General features: G+C 43.8%; 15 protein-coding genes. 6 read left to right on the top strand and 9 right to left on the bottom strand.

Translation table 11 applies throughout. From position 1 onward, the window contains the following. Window positions 1-33: 33 nt before the first annotated feature. From ACFVP7_RS03160 to ACFVP7_RS03150, 3 genes are all read right to left on the bottom strand, one after another. Window positions 34-1,221: a macrolide family glycosyltransferase gene (locus ACFVP7_RS03160; protein WP_003234124.1), complete on the bottom strand. Its 1,188-nt coding sequence runs from the start codon at window positions 1,219-1,221 to the stop codon at window positions 34-36. Between the two features lie 161 nt (window positions 1,222-1,382). Continuing rightward, window positions 1,383-2,645, bottom strand: a complete 1,263-nt coding sequence (locus ACFVP7_RS03155) for a glycoside hydrolase family 18 protein (RefSeq protein WP_064672000.1) — start codon at window positions 2,643-2,645, stop codon at window positions 1,383-1,385. Between the two features lie 126 nt (window positions 2,646-2,771). Then, window positions 2,772-3,446 (bottom strand): GntR family transcriptional regulator, encoded by a 675-nt coding sequence (locus ACFVP7_RS03150; RefSeq protein ID WP_120027833.1) that lies wholly within the window; start codon window positions 3,444-3,446, stop codon window positions 2,772-2,774. A 248-nt stretch (window positions 3,447-3,694) separates the two neighbouring features. On the opposite strand from ACFVP7_RS03150, the gene ACFVP7_RS03145 reads away from it, so the two are divergent. Continuing rightward, the gene (locus tag ACFVP7_RS03145) at window positions 3,695-4,432 is read left to right on the top strand and encodes a sulfite exporter TauE/SafE family protein (RefSeq protein WP_041336928.1); all 738 of its coding nucleotides are present in this window, start codon (window positions 3,695-3,697) and stop codon (window positions 4,430-4,432) included. A gap of 20 nt (window positions 4,433-4,452) precedes the next feature. Here the strand turns inward: ACFVP7_RS03145 and ACFVP7_RS03140 are convergent, their stop codons facing one another. Next, window positions 4,453-5,676, bottom strand: a complete 1,224-nt coding sequence (locus ACFVP7_RS03140) for an MFS transporter (RefSeq protein ID WP_101172155.1) — start codon at window positions 5,674-5,676, stop codon at window positions 4,453-4,455. Window positions 5,677-5,985: 309 nt separating this feature from the next. Between ACFVP7_RS03140 and ACFVP7_RS03135 the strand changes: the two genes are divergently transcribed. Then, on the top strand, window positions 5,986-6,480 hold the full coding sequence (locus ACFVP7_RS03135; protein ID WP_167568892.1) for a MarR family transcriptional regulator: 495 nt from the start codon (window positions 5,986-5,988) through the stop codon (window positions 6,478-6,480). Between the two features lie 15 nt (window positions 6,481-6,495). Continuing rightward, a complete protein-coding gene (locus ACFVP7_RS03130; RefSeq protein ID WP_003234135.1) occupies window positions 6,496-7,125 on the top strand; it encodes a nitroreductase family protein in 630 nt (209 codons plus the stop codon). Window positions 7,126-7,272: 147 nt separating this feature from the next. On the opposite strand, the gene ACFVP7_RS03125 is transcribed toward ACFVP7_RS03130, so the two are convergent. Together ACFVP7_RS03125 and ACFVP7_RS03120 are read right to left on the bottom strand one after the other, a co-directional pair. Beyond that, window positions 7,273-9,930: an MMPL family transporter gene (locus ACFVP7_RS03125; RefSeq protein ID WP_396582962.1), complete on the bottom strand. Its 2,658-nt coding sequence runs from the start codon at window positions 9,928-9,930 to the stop codon at window positions 7,273-7,275. Beyond that, on the bottom strand, window positions 9,930-10,385 hold the full coding sequence (locus tag ACFVP7_RS03120; protein WP_130573279.1) for a MarR family transcriptional regulator: 456 nt from the start codon (window positions 10,383-10,385) through the stop codon (window positions 9,930-9,932). The genes ACFVP7_RS03125 and ACFVP7_RS03120 overlap by 1 nt, the downstream gene beginning before the upstream one ends. A 168-nt stretch (window positions 10,386-10,553) precedes the next feature. Here ACFVP7_RS03120 and dinB point away from each other — a divergent pair, with 168 nt between their 5' ends. From dinB to vmlR, 3 genes are all read left to right on the top strand, one after another. Next, the gene (gene dinB, locus ACFVP7_RS03115; RefSeq protein ID WP_077671250.1) at window positions 10,554-11,072 is read left to right on the top strand and encodes a damage-inducible protein DinB; all 519 of its coding nucleotides are present in this window, start codon (window positions 10,554-10,556) and stop codon (window positions 11,070-11,072) included. 171 nt (window positions 11,073-11,243) lie between these two features. Further along, complete coding sequence (locus ACFVP7_RS03110) at window positions 11,244-12,620, top strand: amino acid permease (RefSeq protein WP_014475969.1); 1,377 nt, start codon at window positions 11,244-11,246, stop codon at window positions 12,618-12,620. A gap of 319 nt (window positions 12,621-12,939) precedes the next feature. Then, window positions 12,940-14,586: an ABC-F type ribosomal protection protein VmlR gene (gene vmlR / locus ACFVP7_RS03105; protein ID WP_338732488.1), complete on the top strand. Its 1,647-nt coding sequence runs from the start codon at window positions 12,940-12,942 to the stop codon at window positions 14,584-14,586. Between the two features lie 163 nt (window positions 14,587-14,749). Here vmlR and ACFVP7_RS03100 read toward each other — a convergent pair whose 3' ends face one another. The 3 genes from ACFVP7_RS03100 to ACFVP7_RS03090 form a co-directional block, all read right to left on the bottom strand. Continuing rightward, window positions 14,750-15,220 (bottom strand): GNAT family N-acetyltransferase, encoded by a 471-nt coding sequence (locus tag ACFVP7_RS03100; protein WP_085186826.1) that lies wholly within the window; start codon window positions 15,218-15,220, stop codon window positions 14,750-14,752. 161 nt (window positions 15,221-15,381) lie between these two features. Then, the gene (locus tag ACFVP7_RS03095) at window positions 15,382-15,726 is read right to left on the bottom strand and encodes a DoxX family protein (protein WP_129137479.1); all 345 of its coding nucleotides are present in this window, start codon (window positions 15,724-15,726) and stop codon (window positions 15,382-15,384) included. Further along, complete coding sequence (locus ACFVP7_RS03090; RefSeq protein ID WP_128737554.1) at window positions 15,723-16,322, bottom strand: TetR/AcrR family transcriptional regulator; 600 nt, start codon at window positions 16,320-16,322, stop codon at window positions 15,723-15,725. Before ACFVP7_RS03090 ends, ACFVP7_RS03095 begins: the two co-directional genes overlap by 4 nt. Window positions 16,323-16,350 lie beyond the last annotated feature (28 nt).

Here is a 16,350-nt window from a genome sequence, read left to right as displayed (position 1 = left end):
GAACTCCCGTACAAGGTACGGGAGTTCTTTTTCTTATTTGTTTTTTTGGCGAATCAACTCATCAATCCGCTCCATCACTTCTTCCATGTCCATACATTCCTTGAAGCTTTGATTGATTTTTTTAATGCCTGCCGTATACTGATCGTTGCGCAAAACCTCATCTACGGCCTGTTTTAATATTTGGGCATTGACTTCATCTTTAGAGATGACATAGCCTGCATGGAGTTCAGAGAGACGCTGCGCCACCATCGGCTGATCCTTGTCATGAGGCATGACAACCAGTGGCACGCTGAAATGAATGCCTTCGTTTACGCTGTTCATTCCGCCGTGTGTAATGAAAACATCCGATTGCTCCAGCACTTCCAGCTGAGGGACATACGGAGCAATGATAAAGTTTTCCGGCGCCTGCTTTAATTTGGTCAGGTCCGCTTTTTCTCCGGCAGCGATGACGACTTTTCCGTTAAAGCCTGAAAATGCATCAATACAAAGGTTGAAGAAATCCTCTGTATGATCCAGTACAGTCCCCATTGAAATATAAATGACCTTCTCATCTTTTAGCTGTTCAATCGGGAAATCTGTTTTTTCCGCTCTCTTTGGAAAGCTCGGCCCGATAAACAGACATTCATCCCCGAAACGATCACTTTCTGGCTGAAAATAACGGCTTGTATACACTACGTTCAATTCCCCTTTATTGTTCATGAATTGAACCAGGTTTTTCGGGGCAACACCGTACGTTTCTTTCATTTTTGCCAAAAGATCTTCGCACTCTTGATCCAATTCAAGCGGCGCTCCAGACTCCGGATGCAGCGGCAGGATTTTCAGATGCTCCTCGCCAAACAGGAAAGACGCCGATGAAGAGACCCCTGGAATATCTAAGTAATCCCTCACCAATTCCCCCGCGCCGAATTTATCATAATAAACAAAATCAAATTGAATGCTCTTAGATAAGTCTTTGACAATCTGTAAAATGTCTAATGACGTTTTGATATGGATTTTCACGAAATCAAGAATGCCATTGGGCGAACCGACATGAATAGGTGTCGTTCGCAGCAGATCCCGGTGAAGATGGACCGTTGCTCCCGCTGCTTCTAATCGTTTTTTATATTTTTCAGTGGATATATAATGGACATCATATCCCTTATCGGAAAACGCTTTTGTAATGCCTAAGGTAGGATTCACATGGCCTTCCGCAGGAAAATTCAAAATCAATACTGTCTTCATGTAGACAACTCCCTCTCAAATCGTATTCTGACTCTTTGTTTGATCAGACTACTACTAATCGTAAAATGGGAACACAACCCATGCAAGGTACAAATGAATGAACTATTCTGCTGCTCTGGACTTAATCAAAAAAAAAGACACCCCAGCTGTGGTGTCTTTTTTTATACTTTTCTGATCGTAAAAAATTTCCGCAGAAGCCATGGGCCCGGCGTAAAGCCCAGCGTTAACTGCCAAGCGCCAATAGCCTGCAATCTGTATTCACGGACGATCTGCATCTTCCGGCTCATGCTTCTGACATCCTCAAACCATACCTCATGCGTCCGTCCCTGCTGATCACTGTACCGGAAAAACGGTGATTGATATTCGGCTGAATATTGTATCGGAGCTTGGTACCTCATCGCTCTTTCGATTGCGTTTTGATTTGAAATCGCTGAAGCAACTGTGCCCGGCTGGTACGGTATGATCCAGTCGTACCCGTAGAGCGGGACTCCGATAATGATTTTTCTGCTCGGCACCTGCGCAATCGTAAACTCAATGGTTCTCCTTATTTCAGTAATCGGCGCTACAGGACCCGGCTCACTTCCGGCATGATGCCAATCATAAGCCATGATAAACATATAATTGACAACCGCTCCTATTCCTCCGTAATCATAGCCTCTCAGCCATGGAATATTATCGCTTGTTTTTGCAGGAACGGCTATCGTCAGCACATACCCTCCCGCCTGAAGTCGATCTCTCAGCTGGCGTAAAAACCCAGTGAAAAGATCGCGATCCGCGGCGCTCACCTGCTCAAAATCGATTGTGACACCCCCATATCCCCTTGTGGAAACTAAGTCATAAATGTTGTTGACCAGATTGGTTCTCGCTGTCGGATTGTTTAGCACTTGGTGAACAATCTCCGTACTGAAGCCTCCTGATGTAAGGTTCGTTATTGTTGCCAGCGGCGTGACTCGTCTTTGCCAAGTTGTCTCAATAGCGGCCGCATCATTCAATTGGTTTGCAATATCGCCGTTCGGTGCAATATGGTATTCGAAAATTGAAATCGAAGACGAGTATGGCGCATAATCATTGATTAATTCTCGATCGAGGTCTGGGTTTCGGAGCACATAAAAACTTAACGTTCCCGCAATGTAATTTGAGATCGAAGGAATCGTTATTTTTGCTCCCGCTTGTAAAGCATTTGGGTTGATGCCCGGATTGGCGGCTCGCAGTCGCTCTAATGGCACAAACGCTTTGGCTGCAATGGCGGTAAGCGTATCTCCAGGCTGGACTGTATATACATAAAGAGGGATAAGCAGAGCCTGCCCCGGCACGATATTCGTTTCATCTAAACCATTCACACCCCGTATTTGATCAACAGAAGCACCGTATCTTCTGCCTATCGAAAACAAAGAATCACCAGGCCCGACGATATGGATAAACATGTTTAACCCCCATTATTCGTTAGTCAAACCATCATAAAATCTTATTAACGGGGCCTCTTAGATATGTGGTGAATACATAAAAAAATACCAAGGGTTCTGCTCCCCCTTGGTACCAGATCATAGAAATCAATTCTCTTTACCTTCTTCAAGCACATGCTTCAAATGCTCACAGTCATGATTGAAATGAGCCAGTACATGTTGTTTGGCTGCTTCTTTGTTTTTCTTTTTCACTTCTTCAAATATCCTGCGGTGCTCACGCAGTATCGTTTCTGCACGGTGGTCGCCGGTATAATTAAGGATTCTGCAAAAATGAATCAGGTCATTTACATGCTCAAGCAAATTTTTCAAATGTCTGTTATGGCTGAAATCAACCAGCAGCTCATGAAATTTTTGATTTAAACGAATGATTTCCGTATCTTCCGTGCCGTTGTGAATCGCCTTCTCTGTTTCTTCAAGCTGTTTTTGGAGTATGGTCAGCTCTTCTTCGTCCGCTTCATCTATGACTAATTCGACTGCCAGCTGCTCCAGCGGAATTCTGATTTTATAAATCTCATCTACATCTTTTGCCGTTAATGACGTGATCGAAAAACCATTTCGGTCATCTGCTTTTAACAAACCATCTTTCTCAAGCAATCGCATGGCTTCCCTTATCGGAGAGCGGCTGACACCAAAGCTTTTCGCCAGCTGTGTTTCGTTTATCCGTTCCCCAGGCTTAAAAGTCCCGTTAAAGATCATTTTTTTTAGCTGGTTATAAAATTGCAGGTAGTAGGGAGTCGGCTTATCTAATTTAAAATCGTCCATATATAATACCTCTTTTGAATATATTCAAGGGCTTTTCTTCATCAAAATCATATAACAGATGGTAATGGGAAGCAACAAACTGCCTTGTCAGATCCCTGAATTTGAGGTACGATATGTTTGCTGAACGACGGTCGACGGACTACTGGCAACTGAAAAAACGTCGTGTTTTTCTTCGTCAATAGGACACCATACCTCCGCCAGAATAGCGCACGTTTACATTTTTACATCTTTTCAATGGAGGAAAAAATATGCTCATTATTCTTGTTATGTTTCTTCTAGGAATTATTTTAGGCTTTATTGGCGCCGGTGGAGCCGGCTTTGTCATTGCCCTTTTAACGCTTCTTTTCCATATCCCGATTCATACGGCTTTAGGCACTTCACTTGCCGGCATGGCTTTTACAAGCTTATCAGGGGCATACAGCCACTATCGCGAGGGCAACATTCAAATGAAAATCGGCTTAATAGTCGGAGGCTTTGCTGCAGTTGGCTCATTTTTCGGCGCCAAGCTGACATCTTTTATTCCGGCTGATTTGCTTCATTATTTGACGGCTGGAATGTTATTTTTATCAGCAATTCTCATTTTAATCAGATTATTTATTTTAAAAGAGAAGGCTCAAGTGAATCAAAGCACTCTTTCAACGTATACGAGAGCGGTCATCTTAGGAATTGCAGCCGGCGTTCTTTCCGGCACATTCGGCATTGGGTCGGCACCTTTTATTCAAATTGGTTTAATGATTATGCTGAATCTGTCCATTCGCCATTCTGTCGGAACGACGATGCTTGTGATCATCCCTCTGGCTGTAGGTGGAGGGATCGGATATATCACAGAAGGTTTTGTTGATTATGTATTGCTGATCAAAGTTCTGGTCGGGACAATGTGCGGTGCCTATGTAGGCGCGAAATTCACCAACCTCATGCCAAAGGTGGTTTTGAAATCAGCCATCTTTTTGACTCCGGCGATTGCAGGCCTGCTGTTGTTATTCTAAATAAAACAAAAAACCTGACGTCATGTCAGGTTTTTTTGTGAATTCTGCCCTACTCGTTCTTTCGTTAATCCAAAAAACGCCAGTGAGCCGATGACAGCTGTCACAAACATGATCGCTCCCATCGGAACAGCTGTTGTCTCATTAATGCCTACAAGCGGTGACACGATTGAACCGAGGAGCAGCGGGAGCATTCCAAGCAGCGCACTTGCACTTCCGGCGCGGTGCCCCTGCTTTTCCATGGCCAGGGTAAACGTGCTGGTCAGAACCATGCCGATCGTAATCATGTAAATGAAAATGGATATGACTAATGTAGCAAGAGGACCGTGAATCATGGTCATGGTTAATAGCACAGCCGTCGCAATCACAGCCGTAATGACCGCTATACGAAGCAGGCTTTTTTCATGAATGATTCCGCCAAAGCGCCCGATGATAAAGCTGCCCGATATAATCGCCAGCCCGTTAATGCCAAAAAGAATACTAAATACCTGTGGAGACACCCCGTAGATATCCTGGTATACAAAAGGCGTACCAGACACATATGCAAAGCTTCCCCCGTGAATAAATCCGACAGTTAACGCGTACCCCATAAAGGACCGATCCTTCAGCAGGCTGCCCATCGTTTTGACGGATGTTCCGATTGAGCTTGGAATCCGTTTTTCCGGCGGAAGCGTTTCTTTTAACCTCAATGCAATCAGAAGAACTAGTAAAAATCCGATGATCATGAGAACGTGAAAAATTGTATGCCACGTTGCGAACGGCAAAAGCAAAATGGCACCGCCTGTCATAGGCGCAACCATTGGCGCCACCGCGGTAATGACCATTAACAGCGAGAAAAATTTAGAAAGCTCTCTTCCGGTAAACACATCGCGGACGATTGCGCGAGACAGCACAAGCCCTGCAGAAGCAGTGAAGCCCTGTAAAAAACGCGCAGCCACTAAAGTTGTTATATTGGGCGACAGTGCACAAAACAGAGAAGATAACGCAAATAAAAAAATACAGATTAATAGCGGTTTTCGTCTTCCCTGCGCATCGCTGACCGGCCCGACAATCAGCTGGCCGATCGTAAGTCCGACCAGACAGGCTGTTAAACTTAACTGAACAAGTGAAGCACTTGCTGATAAATCTTCCGCGATTTCAGGAAAACTTGGCAAATACATATCTATATTAAGCGGGCCCAATATAGCAAGCATGCCGAGCAGAAACGCTAGTGCCAAGCGTTCTTTTCCAGTTGGATTGTGCAGCATGTTATCAAACCTTCCCTTCAACCTAGTCCCTTATATAATGGATGTCAGCTCCAACAATGGATTGAAGCTGTGAAACATTTGTATATTGTATCATAACTTTCAGCCTGTGAAAGCCGCTTGAGCACGTGCTCGGCAAAGTGATATTCCGAACACCTATAAATGGAATGATGCAGGGAATCATCGTGACCAGCATCATCTGAAGAAGCGGCCAGCTTTTTATCTAAGTTCTAGCCTAGCGAATTTTATACGCTGGGAGGTTTTTCTAGAGTGCAAATGGCTTGCAAGATGAAATCAATCGTTGTATATTAATTGATATGTCAATCATTGATATATCAATTAATAGTTTTGACAGGAAAGAAGGGATGGGTTTTGGCGTCATTTTGTTCAGAGGAAGCCGAGATTTTATATCAGCTGCAAGGCGTGAACAAGGTGATTGGCGTGAAGTTCGAGGCATGCACGGGCATCAGCCAATCTCGTTTGGAATTGCTGACATTGCTTTATCATGCAGATGAGATCAGTCAAAGCGACCTTCAAAAAAAAGTAAATATTGATAGCGCAGCCGTTACCAGACATCTGAAACAGCTGGAAGCCAAAGGCATGGTATCAAGGCGGCGCAAGCCTGAGGACAACCGCATCACCCTTGTTCGGTTAACAGACCAAGGAAGAGAGCGAATTGAGTCTTCTAAGAAGGAAAAGGAGCGTTTCATGAAGGAAATGCTCGCAAATGTAAGCGCAGAAGAACGCCGCCTGCTCATTGATGTGCTGGCGCGCATGCGAAACAATATAAATAATATCGAAGCTTAAGAGGAGTGTATCAACATGATCAAAACAAACGATTTTATGGAAATTATGAAAGGCCGCCGTTCTATCCGCAACTATGATCCGGCAGTAAAAATCAGCAAAGAAGAAATGACAGAGATCTTAGAGGAAGCAACAACTGCCCCATCTTCTGTTAACGCGCAGCCATGGCGTTTTCTTGTCATTGACAGCCCGGAAGGAAAAGAAAAGCTCGCACCGCTTGCAAGCTTTAACCAAACACAGGTCACAACATCATCTGCTGTCATCGCTGTATTTGCAGACATGAACAATGCAGACTACTTAGAAGAAATCTATTCAAAAGCCGTGGAACTTGGTTACATGCCGCAGGAGGTCAAAGACAGACAAATCGCTGCGCTGACCGCACATTTTGAAAAGCTTCCGGCACAGGTCAACCGTGAAACGATCCTGATTGACGGAGGTCTCGTTTCCATGCAGCTGATGCTGACTGCACGCGCGCATGGCTATGATACAAACCCGATCGGCGGATACGATAAAGAAAACATCGCGGAAACCTTCGGATTAGATAAAGAACGTTATGTACCGGTTATGCTACTTTCTATCGGAAAAGCAGCAGACGAAGGCTATGCTTCCTACCGTCTGCCGATTGATACAATTGCAGAATGGAAATAAAACAAAGAGCCCGGGAATGTTTTCCGGGCTCTTTGTTTTTAAGTACAGCCGCCGTTTGATCGTCTGACCTTTTTTGGGTAACACGACTGAAGTTCGTCGTTTAGATCATGAAAAAAGAGTGATGACCATTCATCACTCTTCTCTCGATTACTCTTTTCCTTTCTTCCTGCCGAACGGCCACCAGTTTCCTTCTCCAAAGGTCGCAATGATTGCCGGGATGAAAAGCGGAAGAATGACAAGGCCGTAAAGCAAGAGCCCGATGATGATAACACTTGCCACCTGCATCAGTGTATTAACACCTGAAGGCATCATCGCCGCGAACGTACCGGCCAATATAATGGCAGCTGTAATAATGACAGATCCCATTTTGCTCATTGACCTGACGACACCTTGCTCAATGCCAAGGTGCACCTCTTCCTTAAATCGATCCAGCAAGAAGATCGAATAATCTACCCCTAACGCGATCAAGATGACAAAGCTGAAGAATGGCACTGCCCAGCTGACACCCGCGTTTCCTAAGCCGTTTACAAAAATTAATTCTGTTATGGATATCGAAGTATAGTACGTCAGCAGCAATGACGCGATCATATAAATCGGCATGATCATTGAGCGGAACAAAATGGTTAACACGATAAACAGGCCTATAATCATAATCACCATTGTTCTGGAGAAGTCCGTTGTGGACAGCTCCTTTAAGTCCGCATTCATACTCGTGACCCCGCCGTATACGATCTGTGCATCCTCCAAAGGAGTGCCGTCAACTTCGTTTGCGACAGCTTTTTTGATTTGGTTTATTGTCGCAATAGCTTGTTCTGAGTACGGATTTGAATCCAGAACGACACTTAATTGAACACCTTTGCCGTCTGCAAAGGAATACTGGTCAATTGACTTCTTAAAGTCTTTGTCCTTCATTACTTGATCAGGAATGAATATGCCTGTATCTCTTACAGTTGGACTTTTGCTCATGTCCTCTAACATATCACTGGAAGCTGTAATACCGTCAGAGACTTTCGTCAGGCCCTGATTTGCGCTCCTCACGCCTTCGGACAGCTTCTTCAGACTTTCTGTCAGCGTTCCGGCTTGTGCCTGCTGGCCTGAGAGCTGCTGGTTCGCTTGTTCAAGACCGGTTTGAATCTGGCCAAGCTGTCCGCTGATTGCCGTAAGCTGCTGCACGGTCTGTGCGGTATTGCCGGTTTGGGAAATCTGTTTGCTCACGAGCTGCAGCTGCTGATTGATTTTGCCCAAGCCATCTGCCGCATCGCCCAGTGAACCGCCAGACCCTCCATTTGAGGCCGAGCCGGTTTGCCCTGCCATTTGATTCAGTCCGTTTTCTATATCCGTTAATCCGCTTTGGACATCGGCAATCCCTTTTACCGTCTTATCCAGCCCGTCTGAAACCGATCCTAGCTGGTTATCAATATATAAATCTTTGATTTTTTCACCAGTCGGCTGCGTAATGGTCATCACAGAGTCAACATGATCAACTTTCTCGATCGCTTTGCTGATATTTCCTAGATAGGGAATTGTATCAGCTGTTGTAAGATCTTTGTCTCCTTTTACGACAACATTGATCGGGAACGCTTTTCCTTCCCCGAATCCATCCTTAATGACCTCGAGAGCTTTTATAGATTTATAATCGCTGCTGATTTCCGCAGTTGAGTCGAATGAAATCTGGTCATCATAGGTCAAGATGAACGGAAGCGTAATCACCACCGTGATGACAATGAAAAGAAACGGACGCGCAACGGAGTGTCTGCCGAGAAACGCCCATAGTTTGTTATCACTGTGTGACAGCACTTTCTTAGAAGGCCAGAATAATTTTTCACCCAGCGTCACCATAAATAATGGCAGCAGTGTGTAGAGGATGATCATTAAAATTCCCACACCGACTGCTACCCCTACTGCGGATTGGAAAATCGCAAACTTCGCAAATCCTAAGGCGGAAAATCCGATCAATACCGCAAATCCGCTGATAAATAAGGTTTTTCCCCCTGTGCGGTAAGCGATAAGCGCCGCTTCTTTTTTATCATGCCCGTTTGCCAATTCTTCACGGAATCGTGTAAGAAGCAGTATGCAGTAATCTGTTCCAATGCCGAACAAGATCGCGACTAAGAAGGTTTGCGTAAACGTCGAGATTGGAAAATCAACATTGTATACAAGGATGCCCAGTATGGATTGACTGATCAGATAAGAAAAACCGACAACCACAATCGGGATAAAAGGCGTCACAACAGATCGGAACACGATCAACAGTAAACCGATGATCAGGCAGACTGTGATCACTTCCGTTTTCTTAAGCCCTTCCTCTGAGCTGTGAGCGAAATCCTGGTTGATAAGGGAAGCTCCCGTAATATATGCCGTCAAGTCATCAGGAACGATTTGATAAATCTCGTCCGCAATTTTTTCCGCCTTTTTATCAGAACCTGTAATCGTGATAGGCATGAGAACGGTTTTCTTGTCTTTCGACATCAACTGGTCTTTGACTTCTTTTTCCGCTGACAGAGGAGATGTTACCTCTTCTACACCGTCGATCTTTTTAATTTTATCAATCATTATCCGGAGCTGATTCTCTGTTTCTTTCTTTATAGCGTTGTCTAATGTAAAGACAACACTGATCGAATTATTGTCTTCTCCCGCTTGTTTTAAAATGGCGTTTGCCCTTTCCGAAACAGCATCAGCGGGAAGCTGGGCCTGCCCCTTTTGATTGGCCAGCTCCGTTAAGTTCGGAGAAAACAAACTCAAAACGACGGTAAGTGCTAATACTATGGCTGCAATTGCCCACTTGAATTTGATGATTGCTCTCATTAGGCAGAATCTCCTCCTTTAAATTTGCTTTTTAAAATGGTGAATATCTCAATGATGGAATGTAAGTGTTCCTCATCTATATCATCAATCAGCGGTTTGAGCGCGTTAAAGATGGCAGAATCTAATTCTTCTAGTATGTGTTCACCACTGGGTGTAATGTTAATAAGCTTAGAGCGCCTATCACTTTTTGCCGGACAGTCGTCCCATTGAACCAATCCCTTTTCGAGCAGCTTTTTCAGTCTGTTAGAGATCGCGCTCTTATGTACATTTTGGTACATAGCCAGGCTGCCGGGAGAGGTTGGGCCCTTGACTTTTAAAATTTTCAACAGGTCTGCCTGTTCCCTTGAGATATGCTTGAAGACATCCTGATTGATTTCACGATGCACAAATTCTGTCCCTTCAAGCAGGACTTCCACAAACAGGTTTATCGCCTGACATAGCTTTTGTTCATTCAATATCTTCCCCTCCTCATTATAGTTTACCCCGCTAAACTTTATGTTCAATGTCAATTAGTTTATTCCTCTAAACTATATATGTCAACAAATTTTATTCACGGGCACTCTACACGAGAACTCACGTTCGTGTATAATAGAAGCTATACACATGAAAGGGGGAATTTTAACATGTCAGATTTGGCGTTCAAATTGTATGAATATAACGTCTGGGCCAATCAACAAATATTCAACCGATTAAAAGAGCTTCCAAAAGAGGTATACCATCAAGAAATTCAAAGCGTGTTTCCGTCAATATCCCATGTATTGTCTCATGTTTATCTTTCTGATCTCGGCTGGATTGAAGTGTTTTCCGGCAAAACCTTGAGCGATGCGTTGGCTTTAGCTGAACAGCTTAAAGAACAGACAGAGGCAAAAGAAATAGAGGAAATGGAAGACCTTTTTCTGAGGTTATCCGAGCGCTTTACACTATTTTTACAGCAAAAAGAACAGCTCAATAAGCCACTCCAGATTCAAAATCCCTCAAGCGGAATCATGAAATCAACTGTTTCCGAACTGCTTCCCCACGTTGTCAATCACGGGACATACCACCGCGGCAATATCACAGCAATGCTGCGGCAGGCAGGCTACGCATCCGCACCGACAGATTATGGGCTCTACCTGTTTATGAAAAAAACTGAAAAAGCATAAGAAAGCGGCTCCCTAAATGGAGCCGCTTTTTTCGGGAAATAGTCCAAATCACATTAAAATTCTTTTCATCAATCCTTTTTTAGTAAAAAAGATAGAAATTTTAGTGTTATAATAATCATTAAAAATAGATTGCTGACTCAATAAACAATTTTCAATGGAGGAACACATAAAGTGACAGACGACATGACGAAAGACAATATAAATCAGCAAACGTTGCAGAGAGGCTTGAAAAACAGGCATATCCAGCTCATCGCCATCGGCGGAGCCATTGGGACAGGCTTATTTCTCGGCTCGGGCAAATCGATTCATTTTGCCGGACCTTCGATTTTATTTGCTTATATGATCACAGGGATCATTTGCTTTTTAATTATGAGATCGCTGGGTGAACTGCTGTTATCAAACTTGAACTATCACTCTTTTGTGGATTTTGTACAAGACTACCTAGGCGATATGGCAGCATTTATCACCGGCTGGACATATTGGTTCTGCTGGATTTCCATTGCGATGGCTGATCTGACAGCAGTCGGGCTCTACACTCAATATTGGCTCCCGGGTGTGCCGCAATGGGTGCCCGGCTTGATCGCTCTTATTATTTTACTGATTATGAACCTGGCGACAGTCAAGCTTTTTGGAGAATTAGAATTTTGGTTTGCTTTGATTAAAGTCATTGCCATTTTGGCGTTAATCGTCATTGGCCTTGTGATGATTTTCAAAGGCTTTTCCACAAGCTCAGGAGTGTCCAGCTTCACAAACCTCTGGAGCCACGGAGGCCTGTTCCCGAATGGCATGCACGGGTTTATCCTCTCGTTCCAGATGGTTGTGTTTGCTTTTGTCGGCATTGAGCTTGTCGGGCTTACGGCCGGTGAAACAGAAAACCCTGAAAAAGTAATCCCTAAGGCGATCAACAATATCCCTGTCCGTGTGCTGCTTTTTTATATCGGGGCTCTTCTCGTGATTATGAGCATCTATCCTTGGGATGTCATCAATCCCAGCGAAAGCCCATTCGTACAAGTATTTGTCGCGGTTGGCATCGTCGGGGCTGCAAGTATTATCAACTTTGTTGTGTTGACATCCGCTGCTTCAGCGTGCAACAGCGCTGTATTCAGTACAAGCCGTATGGTCTATTCCCTGGCGAAAGATCACAATGCGCCTGAGTCAATGGCGAAACTGACTCAGCGTAAAGTGCCTAGAAATGCTTTATTCTTTTCAGCTATCGTGATTTTAATCGGTGTTACGTTAAACTACATCATGCCAGAAGGCGTATTCACCCTGATCACAAGTATTTCAACCGTATGCTTTATCTATATTTGGGGGATTACGGTCATCTGCCATATGAAATACCGCAAAACAAGACCTGAATTAGCGAAAACAAACAAGTTTAAGCTTCCGCTTTATCCGTTTACAAATTACCTGATTCTTGCGTTCCTGGCGTTTGTTCTGGTTGTGCTGGCACTGGCACAGGATACTCGTGTTTCCTTATTTGTCACACCGGTTTGGTTTATTTTGCTGATTGTGATTTATAAAGTGAGAAAAGCGAAGCATCAATAACACTCGAAACTCCTGCCTCAAAAATGAGAGCAGGAGTTTTTTTGATGAAAATGACCTTTGCTTTTGAATTTGAAGGTATGCTATAGTGTTTGTAATCAAAACAAGAAGGGATGATGGGTGGACAATGATTAACTAATCTTATTTTTACCGTTTGAAATCAATATTTCAAATCAAAAAATAGGATTAGTCTGCCCATTTTCTATATATACGACACTGCTATTTATAAAAAATAGCTTATTTGATCATGCACAGGCACGGCTAATCCTTCCAACACATTTGGGAGGATTTTTTTATTCTCCCTTTAAAGCGAGGGATATGGATGAAAGAGATCGTAACATTAACAAACGTTAGCTATGAAGTAAAGGATCTGACTGTTTTTAAAAAGGTAAATGCCAGTGTTCAGCAAGGAGATATCATTGGGATTATCGGAAAAAACGGCGCTGGGAAATCTACGCTGCTGCACCTCATTCACAATGACTTAGCCCCTGCACAGGGTCAAATCCTTCGGAAGGATATAAAACTGGCTTTGGTTGAACAGGAAACCGCGGCGTATTCCTTTGCGGATCAGACACCTGCCGAAAAGAAGTTACTGGAGAAATGGCATGTGCCTCTTCGTGATTTTCATCAGTTAAGCGGCGGTGAAAAACTGAAAGCGCGGCTGGCGAAAGGACTATCAGAGGATGCAGATCTGCTGCTGTTAGATGAACCGACAAACCACCTTGATGAAAAAAGCCTGCAATTTCTCATCCAACAGCTGAAACATTATAGCGGCACTGTGATTCTCGTTTCTCACGATCGATATTTTTTAGACGAAGCCGCAACAAAAATATGGTCGCTTGAGGACCAGACGCTGATTGAATTCAAAGGGAATTACTCCGGGTATATGAAGTTCCGGGAGAAGAAAAGACTCACCCAGCAGCGTGAATATGAAAAGCAGCAAAAAATGGTTGAACGGATTGAAGCACAAATGAATGAGCTCGCTTCTTGGTCGGAAAAAGCCCATGCCCAATCGACGAAAAAGGAAGGGTTTAAAGAATATCACCGGGTAAAAGCGAAGCGTACGGATGCCCAAATAAAATCCAAGCAGAAGCGGCTTGAAAAAGAGCTGGAAAAAGCAAAGGCGGAACCCGTTACCCCAGAATATACAGTCCGCTTTTCAATCGATACAACCCACAAAACAGGAAAACGTTTTTTAGAAGTTCAGAATGTAACAAAAGCGTTTGGAGAAAGGACCCTCTTTAAAAACGCAAACTTTACGATTCAGCACGGCGAAAAGGTTGCGATCATAGGCCCCAATGGCAGCGGAAAAACGACATTACTGAACATCATTCTGGGACAGGAAACAGCAGAAGGAAGTGTATGGGTGTCGCCGTCTGCAAACATCGGCTATTTAACGCAGGAGGTGTTTGATTTGCCTTTAGAACAAACACCGGAAGAGTTATTTGAGAATGAAACATTTAAAGCAAGAGGGCACGTTCAAAATCTGATGAGACACTTAGGTTTTACAGCTGCCCAATGGACTGAACCGATCAAGCATATGAGTATGGGTGAGCGTGTAAAGATCAAGCTGATGGCATATATTCTGGAGGAAAAAGACGTGCTGATTTTAGATGAGCCGACAAACCATCTCGACCTGCCTTCACGCGAACAACTGGAAGAAACACTGTCACAATACAGCGGCACATTGCTGGCGGTTTCACATGACCGATACTTTCTCGAAAAAACAACAAACAGTAAACTCGTCATCTCAAACAACGGCATCGAAAAGCAGTTAAATGACGCCGCTCCTTCTGAAAGAAATGAGCGGGAAGAGCTTCGATTAAAGCTTGAGACAGAAAGACAAGAAGTGCTGGGAAAACTCAGTTTTATGACGCCAAATGATAAAGGGTATAAGGAGCTTGATCAGGCTTTCAATGAGCTTACGAAACGAATAAAAGAGCTGGATCATCAAGACAAAAAAGACTGAGGGAGAAAGTTCAAGCGGCATTGAAAAGGACAACAGCTGTTGTCCTTTTTCTTTATATGTTCAAGCCTTCCCATGACATTAATGTTTCTAATGATGACTTATAGTATCCTGCCACCGCTTCCAGATAGGCATGTTGTATTTGGGTAACGTAAGCGGCTTTTCACTATAGCTGTTTCCGCATACGTATATTGGTCATGGCATAACCCATCTTCTGATAGAGATAGACGGCTGTCTCGTTGTGTGCAAATACATGAAGAGCCAGCCTTTCCGCACCAAGCTCTCTTGCTCTTTCATCAAGCGTTTGAAGCGCCAATTGAGCAAGTCCTTTTCCGCGAAAGGCTTCATACAACCCAAAGGAATAGATAAACGCTTCCTTTTGCGGATGAAACGGATCAGCATACAGCCAGAGCCAGCCCATTCTTTCCCCTTGGTCATTTGTGATGTTCCAAAAATAATGATTGCTGCTGTCACGCCCATTCGGAATCATGTTCTCATATGCCTGCTCCGATTTCTCAAGCGCCTCTTTTTCCGTCCAAGTTCCTGACGTTATGTTTTGTTTCGCATAATTTTGCACGGACATCCCGCGAAAGGCTTCGAACTCTTCCTCAGTCATGTCTTCCAAAGTTAATGCCATCCTGTATTCCTCCTTTATAAAAAAAGCCCAGCTGATGCCGGACGAATAACGCAGAAATGGAGCTCTATTTTACTGATTCAGTTAATTCCTGGACTTTCTATTATTCGATAAGAAAAGGAGATTTCCTGCAATGGGCTTGTTCTTAAACATTAGTGAAAAGCTTACGTGTAACTCCCCAGGATGATCATGATAGAAACAATCAAACAAATCATCGCTGGTATCGCCATGATGACCGATTGTCTTGCTCGAAACATATGCGCATGAATTGCTCCCGCCATGAGAACGACAAACAGAACACCTGCTCCAATTGCTGCATACCGATTCCAAATTCCCGCTGTCATAGCAAGTGCCCCGGCTATTTCAAGAATGCCAGTAACAGTCAGAAACCATATTGGATATTGATAATGCCGCCAATGCTCAACTTGAAAGGGAACGCGGCTTACCTTTATGATGCCTCCCGCAAGCATAAAAACTGCCAAACTGACTTTCATCATAATAGATATCATCTTACGTCATTCCCTTTCGGAAGCATCCCGTATATTAAAAGATTCACAACCTCTGCTGCGAGGCTTGCCGGATCTTTGATTCCGGTTAACAAAAATGATTCGGTTAAATGTTCAATCATGCCGACCAAACACTCAGCGACAGTTTCCATATCCAGTTCAGAGTGAAAATAGCCAAGCCGCTGTTCTGCTTCTAAGTTCTCTTTCAAAACCATCGCCAAGTCTTTTTTCATTTGTTTTGCTTCCGGGTTGAGAAAAAAGCCGATCTTGGTTAAATCCTTGTCCTCAGCCAAAAATTGAAAAACAGTCTCTACAGCTAGCAGTACCCGTTTTGACACATCCTCCGTGTTTAATCCGTTTTCCAGAAGAAGTGACTCTGTCAGCTTTCTGACTCGAGAGTGAAAATCGGTGATTAACTCGGCAAAGATGGCTTCTTTGCTTTGAAAGTACAGATAAAATGAAGGCTGTGTGAACCCAGCTTTTTTCACAATTTCACTTACCTTCGCGTCATGGAATCCCCGAATCGAAAATTCATTAGCGGCAGCTTTGAGTAACCGTTTCCGGCTTTCTTCTCCTTTACGTCCTTTTTTGCTTTTCAACGAGGACCACCCCCAAAAATAATACTCG

Source organism: Bacillus sp. SG20033 (assembly GCF_044570195.1).
Lineage (GTDB): Bacteria > Bacillota > Bacilli > Bacillales > Bacillaceae > Bacillus > Bacillus subtilis.
This window is presented reverse-complemented; position numbering and strand designations above follow the sequence as displayed.

Coding starts and splice junctions, on each gene's coding strand:
- ACFVP7_RS03095 (WP_129137479.1), bottom strand. CDS start 15,726: ATGATATCTATTATGATGAAAGTCAGTTTGGCAGTTTTTATGCTTGCG.
- ACFVP7_RS03100 (WP_085186826.1), bottom strand. CDS start 15,220: ATGGCATTAACTTTGGAAGACATGACTGAGGAAGAGTTCGAAGCCTTT.
- ACFVP7_RS03155 (WP_064672000.1), bottom strand. CDS start 2,645: ATGTTTATCCATATCGTCGGGCCTGGTGATTCTTTGTTTTCGATAGGC.
- ACFVP7_RS03140 (WP_101172155.1), bottom strand. CDS start 5,676: ATGCTGCACAATCCAACTGGAAAAGAACGCTTGGCACTAGCGTTTCTG.
- ACFVP7_RS03130 (WP_003234135.1), top strand. CDS start 6,496: ATGATCAAAACAAACGATTTTATGGAAATTATGAAAGGCCGCCGTTCT.
- ACFVP7_RS03160 (WP_003234124.1), bottom strand. CDS start 1,221: ATGAAGACAGTATTGATTTTGAATTTTCCTGCGGAAGGCCATGTGAAT.
- vmlR (WP_338732488.1), top strand. CDS start 12,940: ATGAAAGAGATCGTAACATTAACAAACGTTAGCTATGAAGTAAAGGAT.
- dinB (WP_077671250.1), top strand. CDS start 10,554: ATGTCAGATTTGGCGTTCAAATTGTATGAATATAACGTCTGGGCCAAT.
- ACFVP7_RS03145 (WP_041336928.1), top strand. CDS start 3,695: ATGCTCATTATTCTTGTTATGTTTCTTCTAGGAATTATTTTAGGCTTT.
- ACFVP7_RS03125 (WP_396582962.1), bottom strand. CDS start 9,930: ATGAGAGCAATCATCAAATTCAAGTGGGCAATTGCAGCCATAGTATTA.
- ACFVP7_RS03150 (WP_120027833.1), bottom strand. CDS start 3,446: ATGGACGATTTTAAATTAGATAAGCCGACTCCCTACTACCTGCAATTT.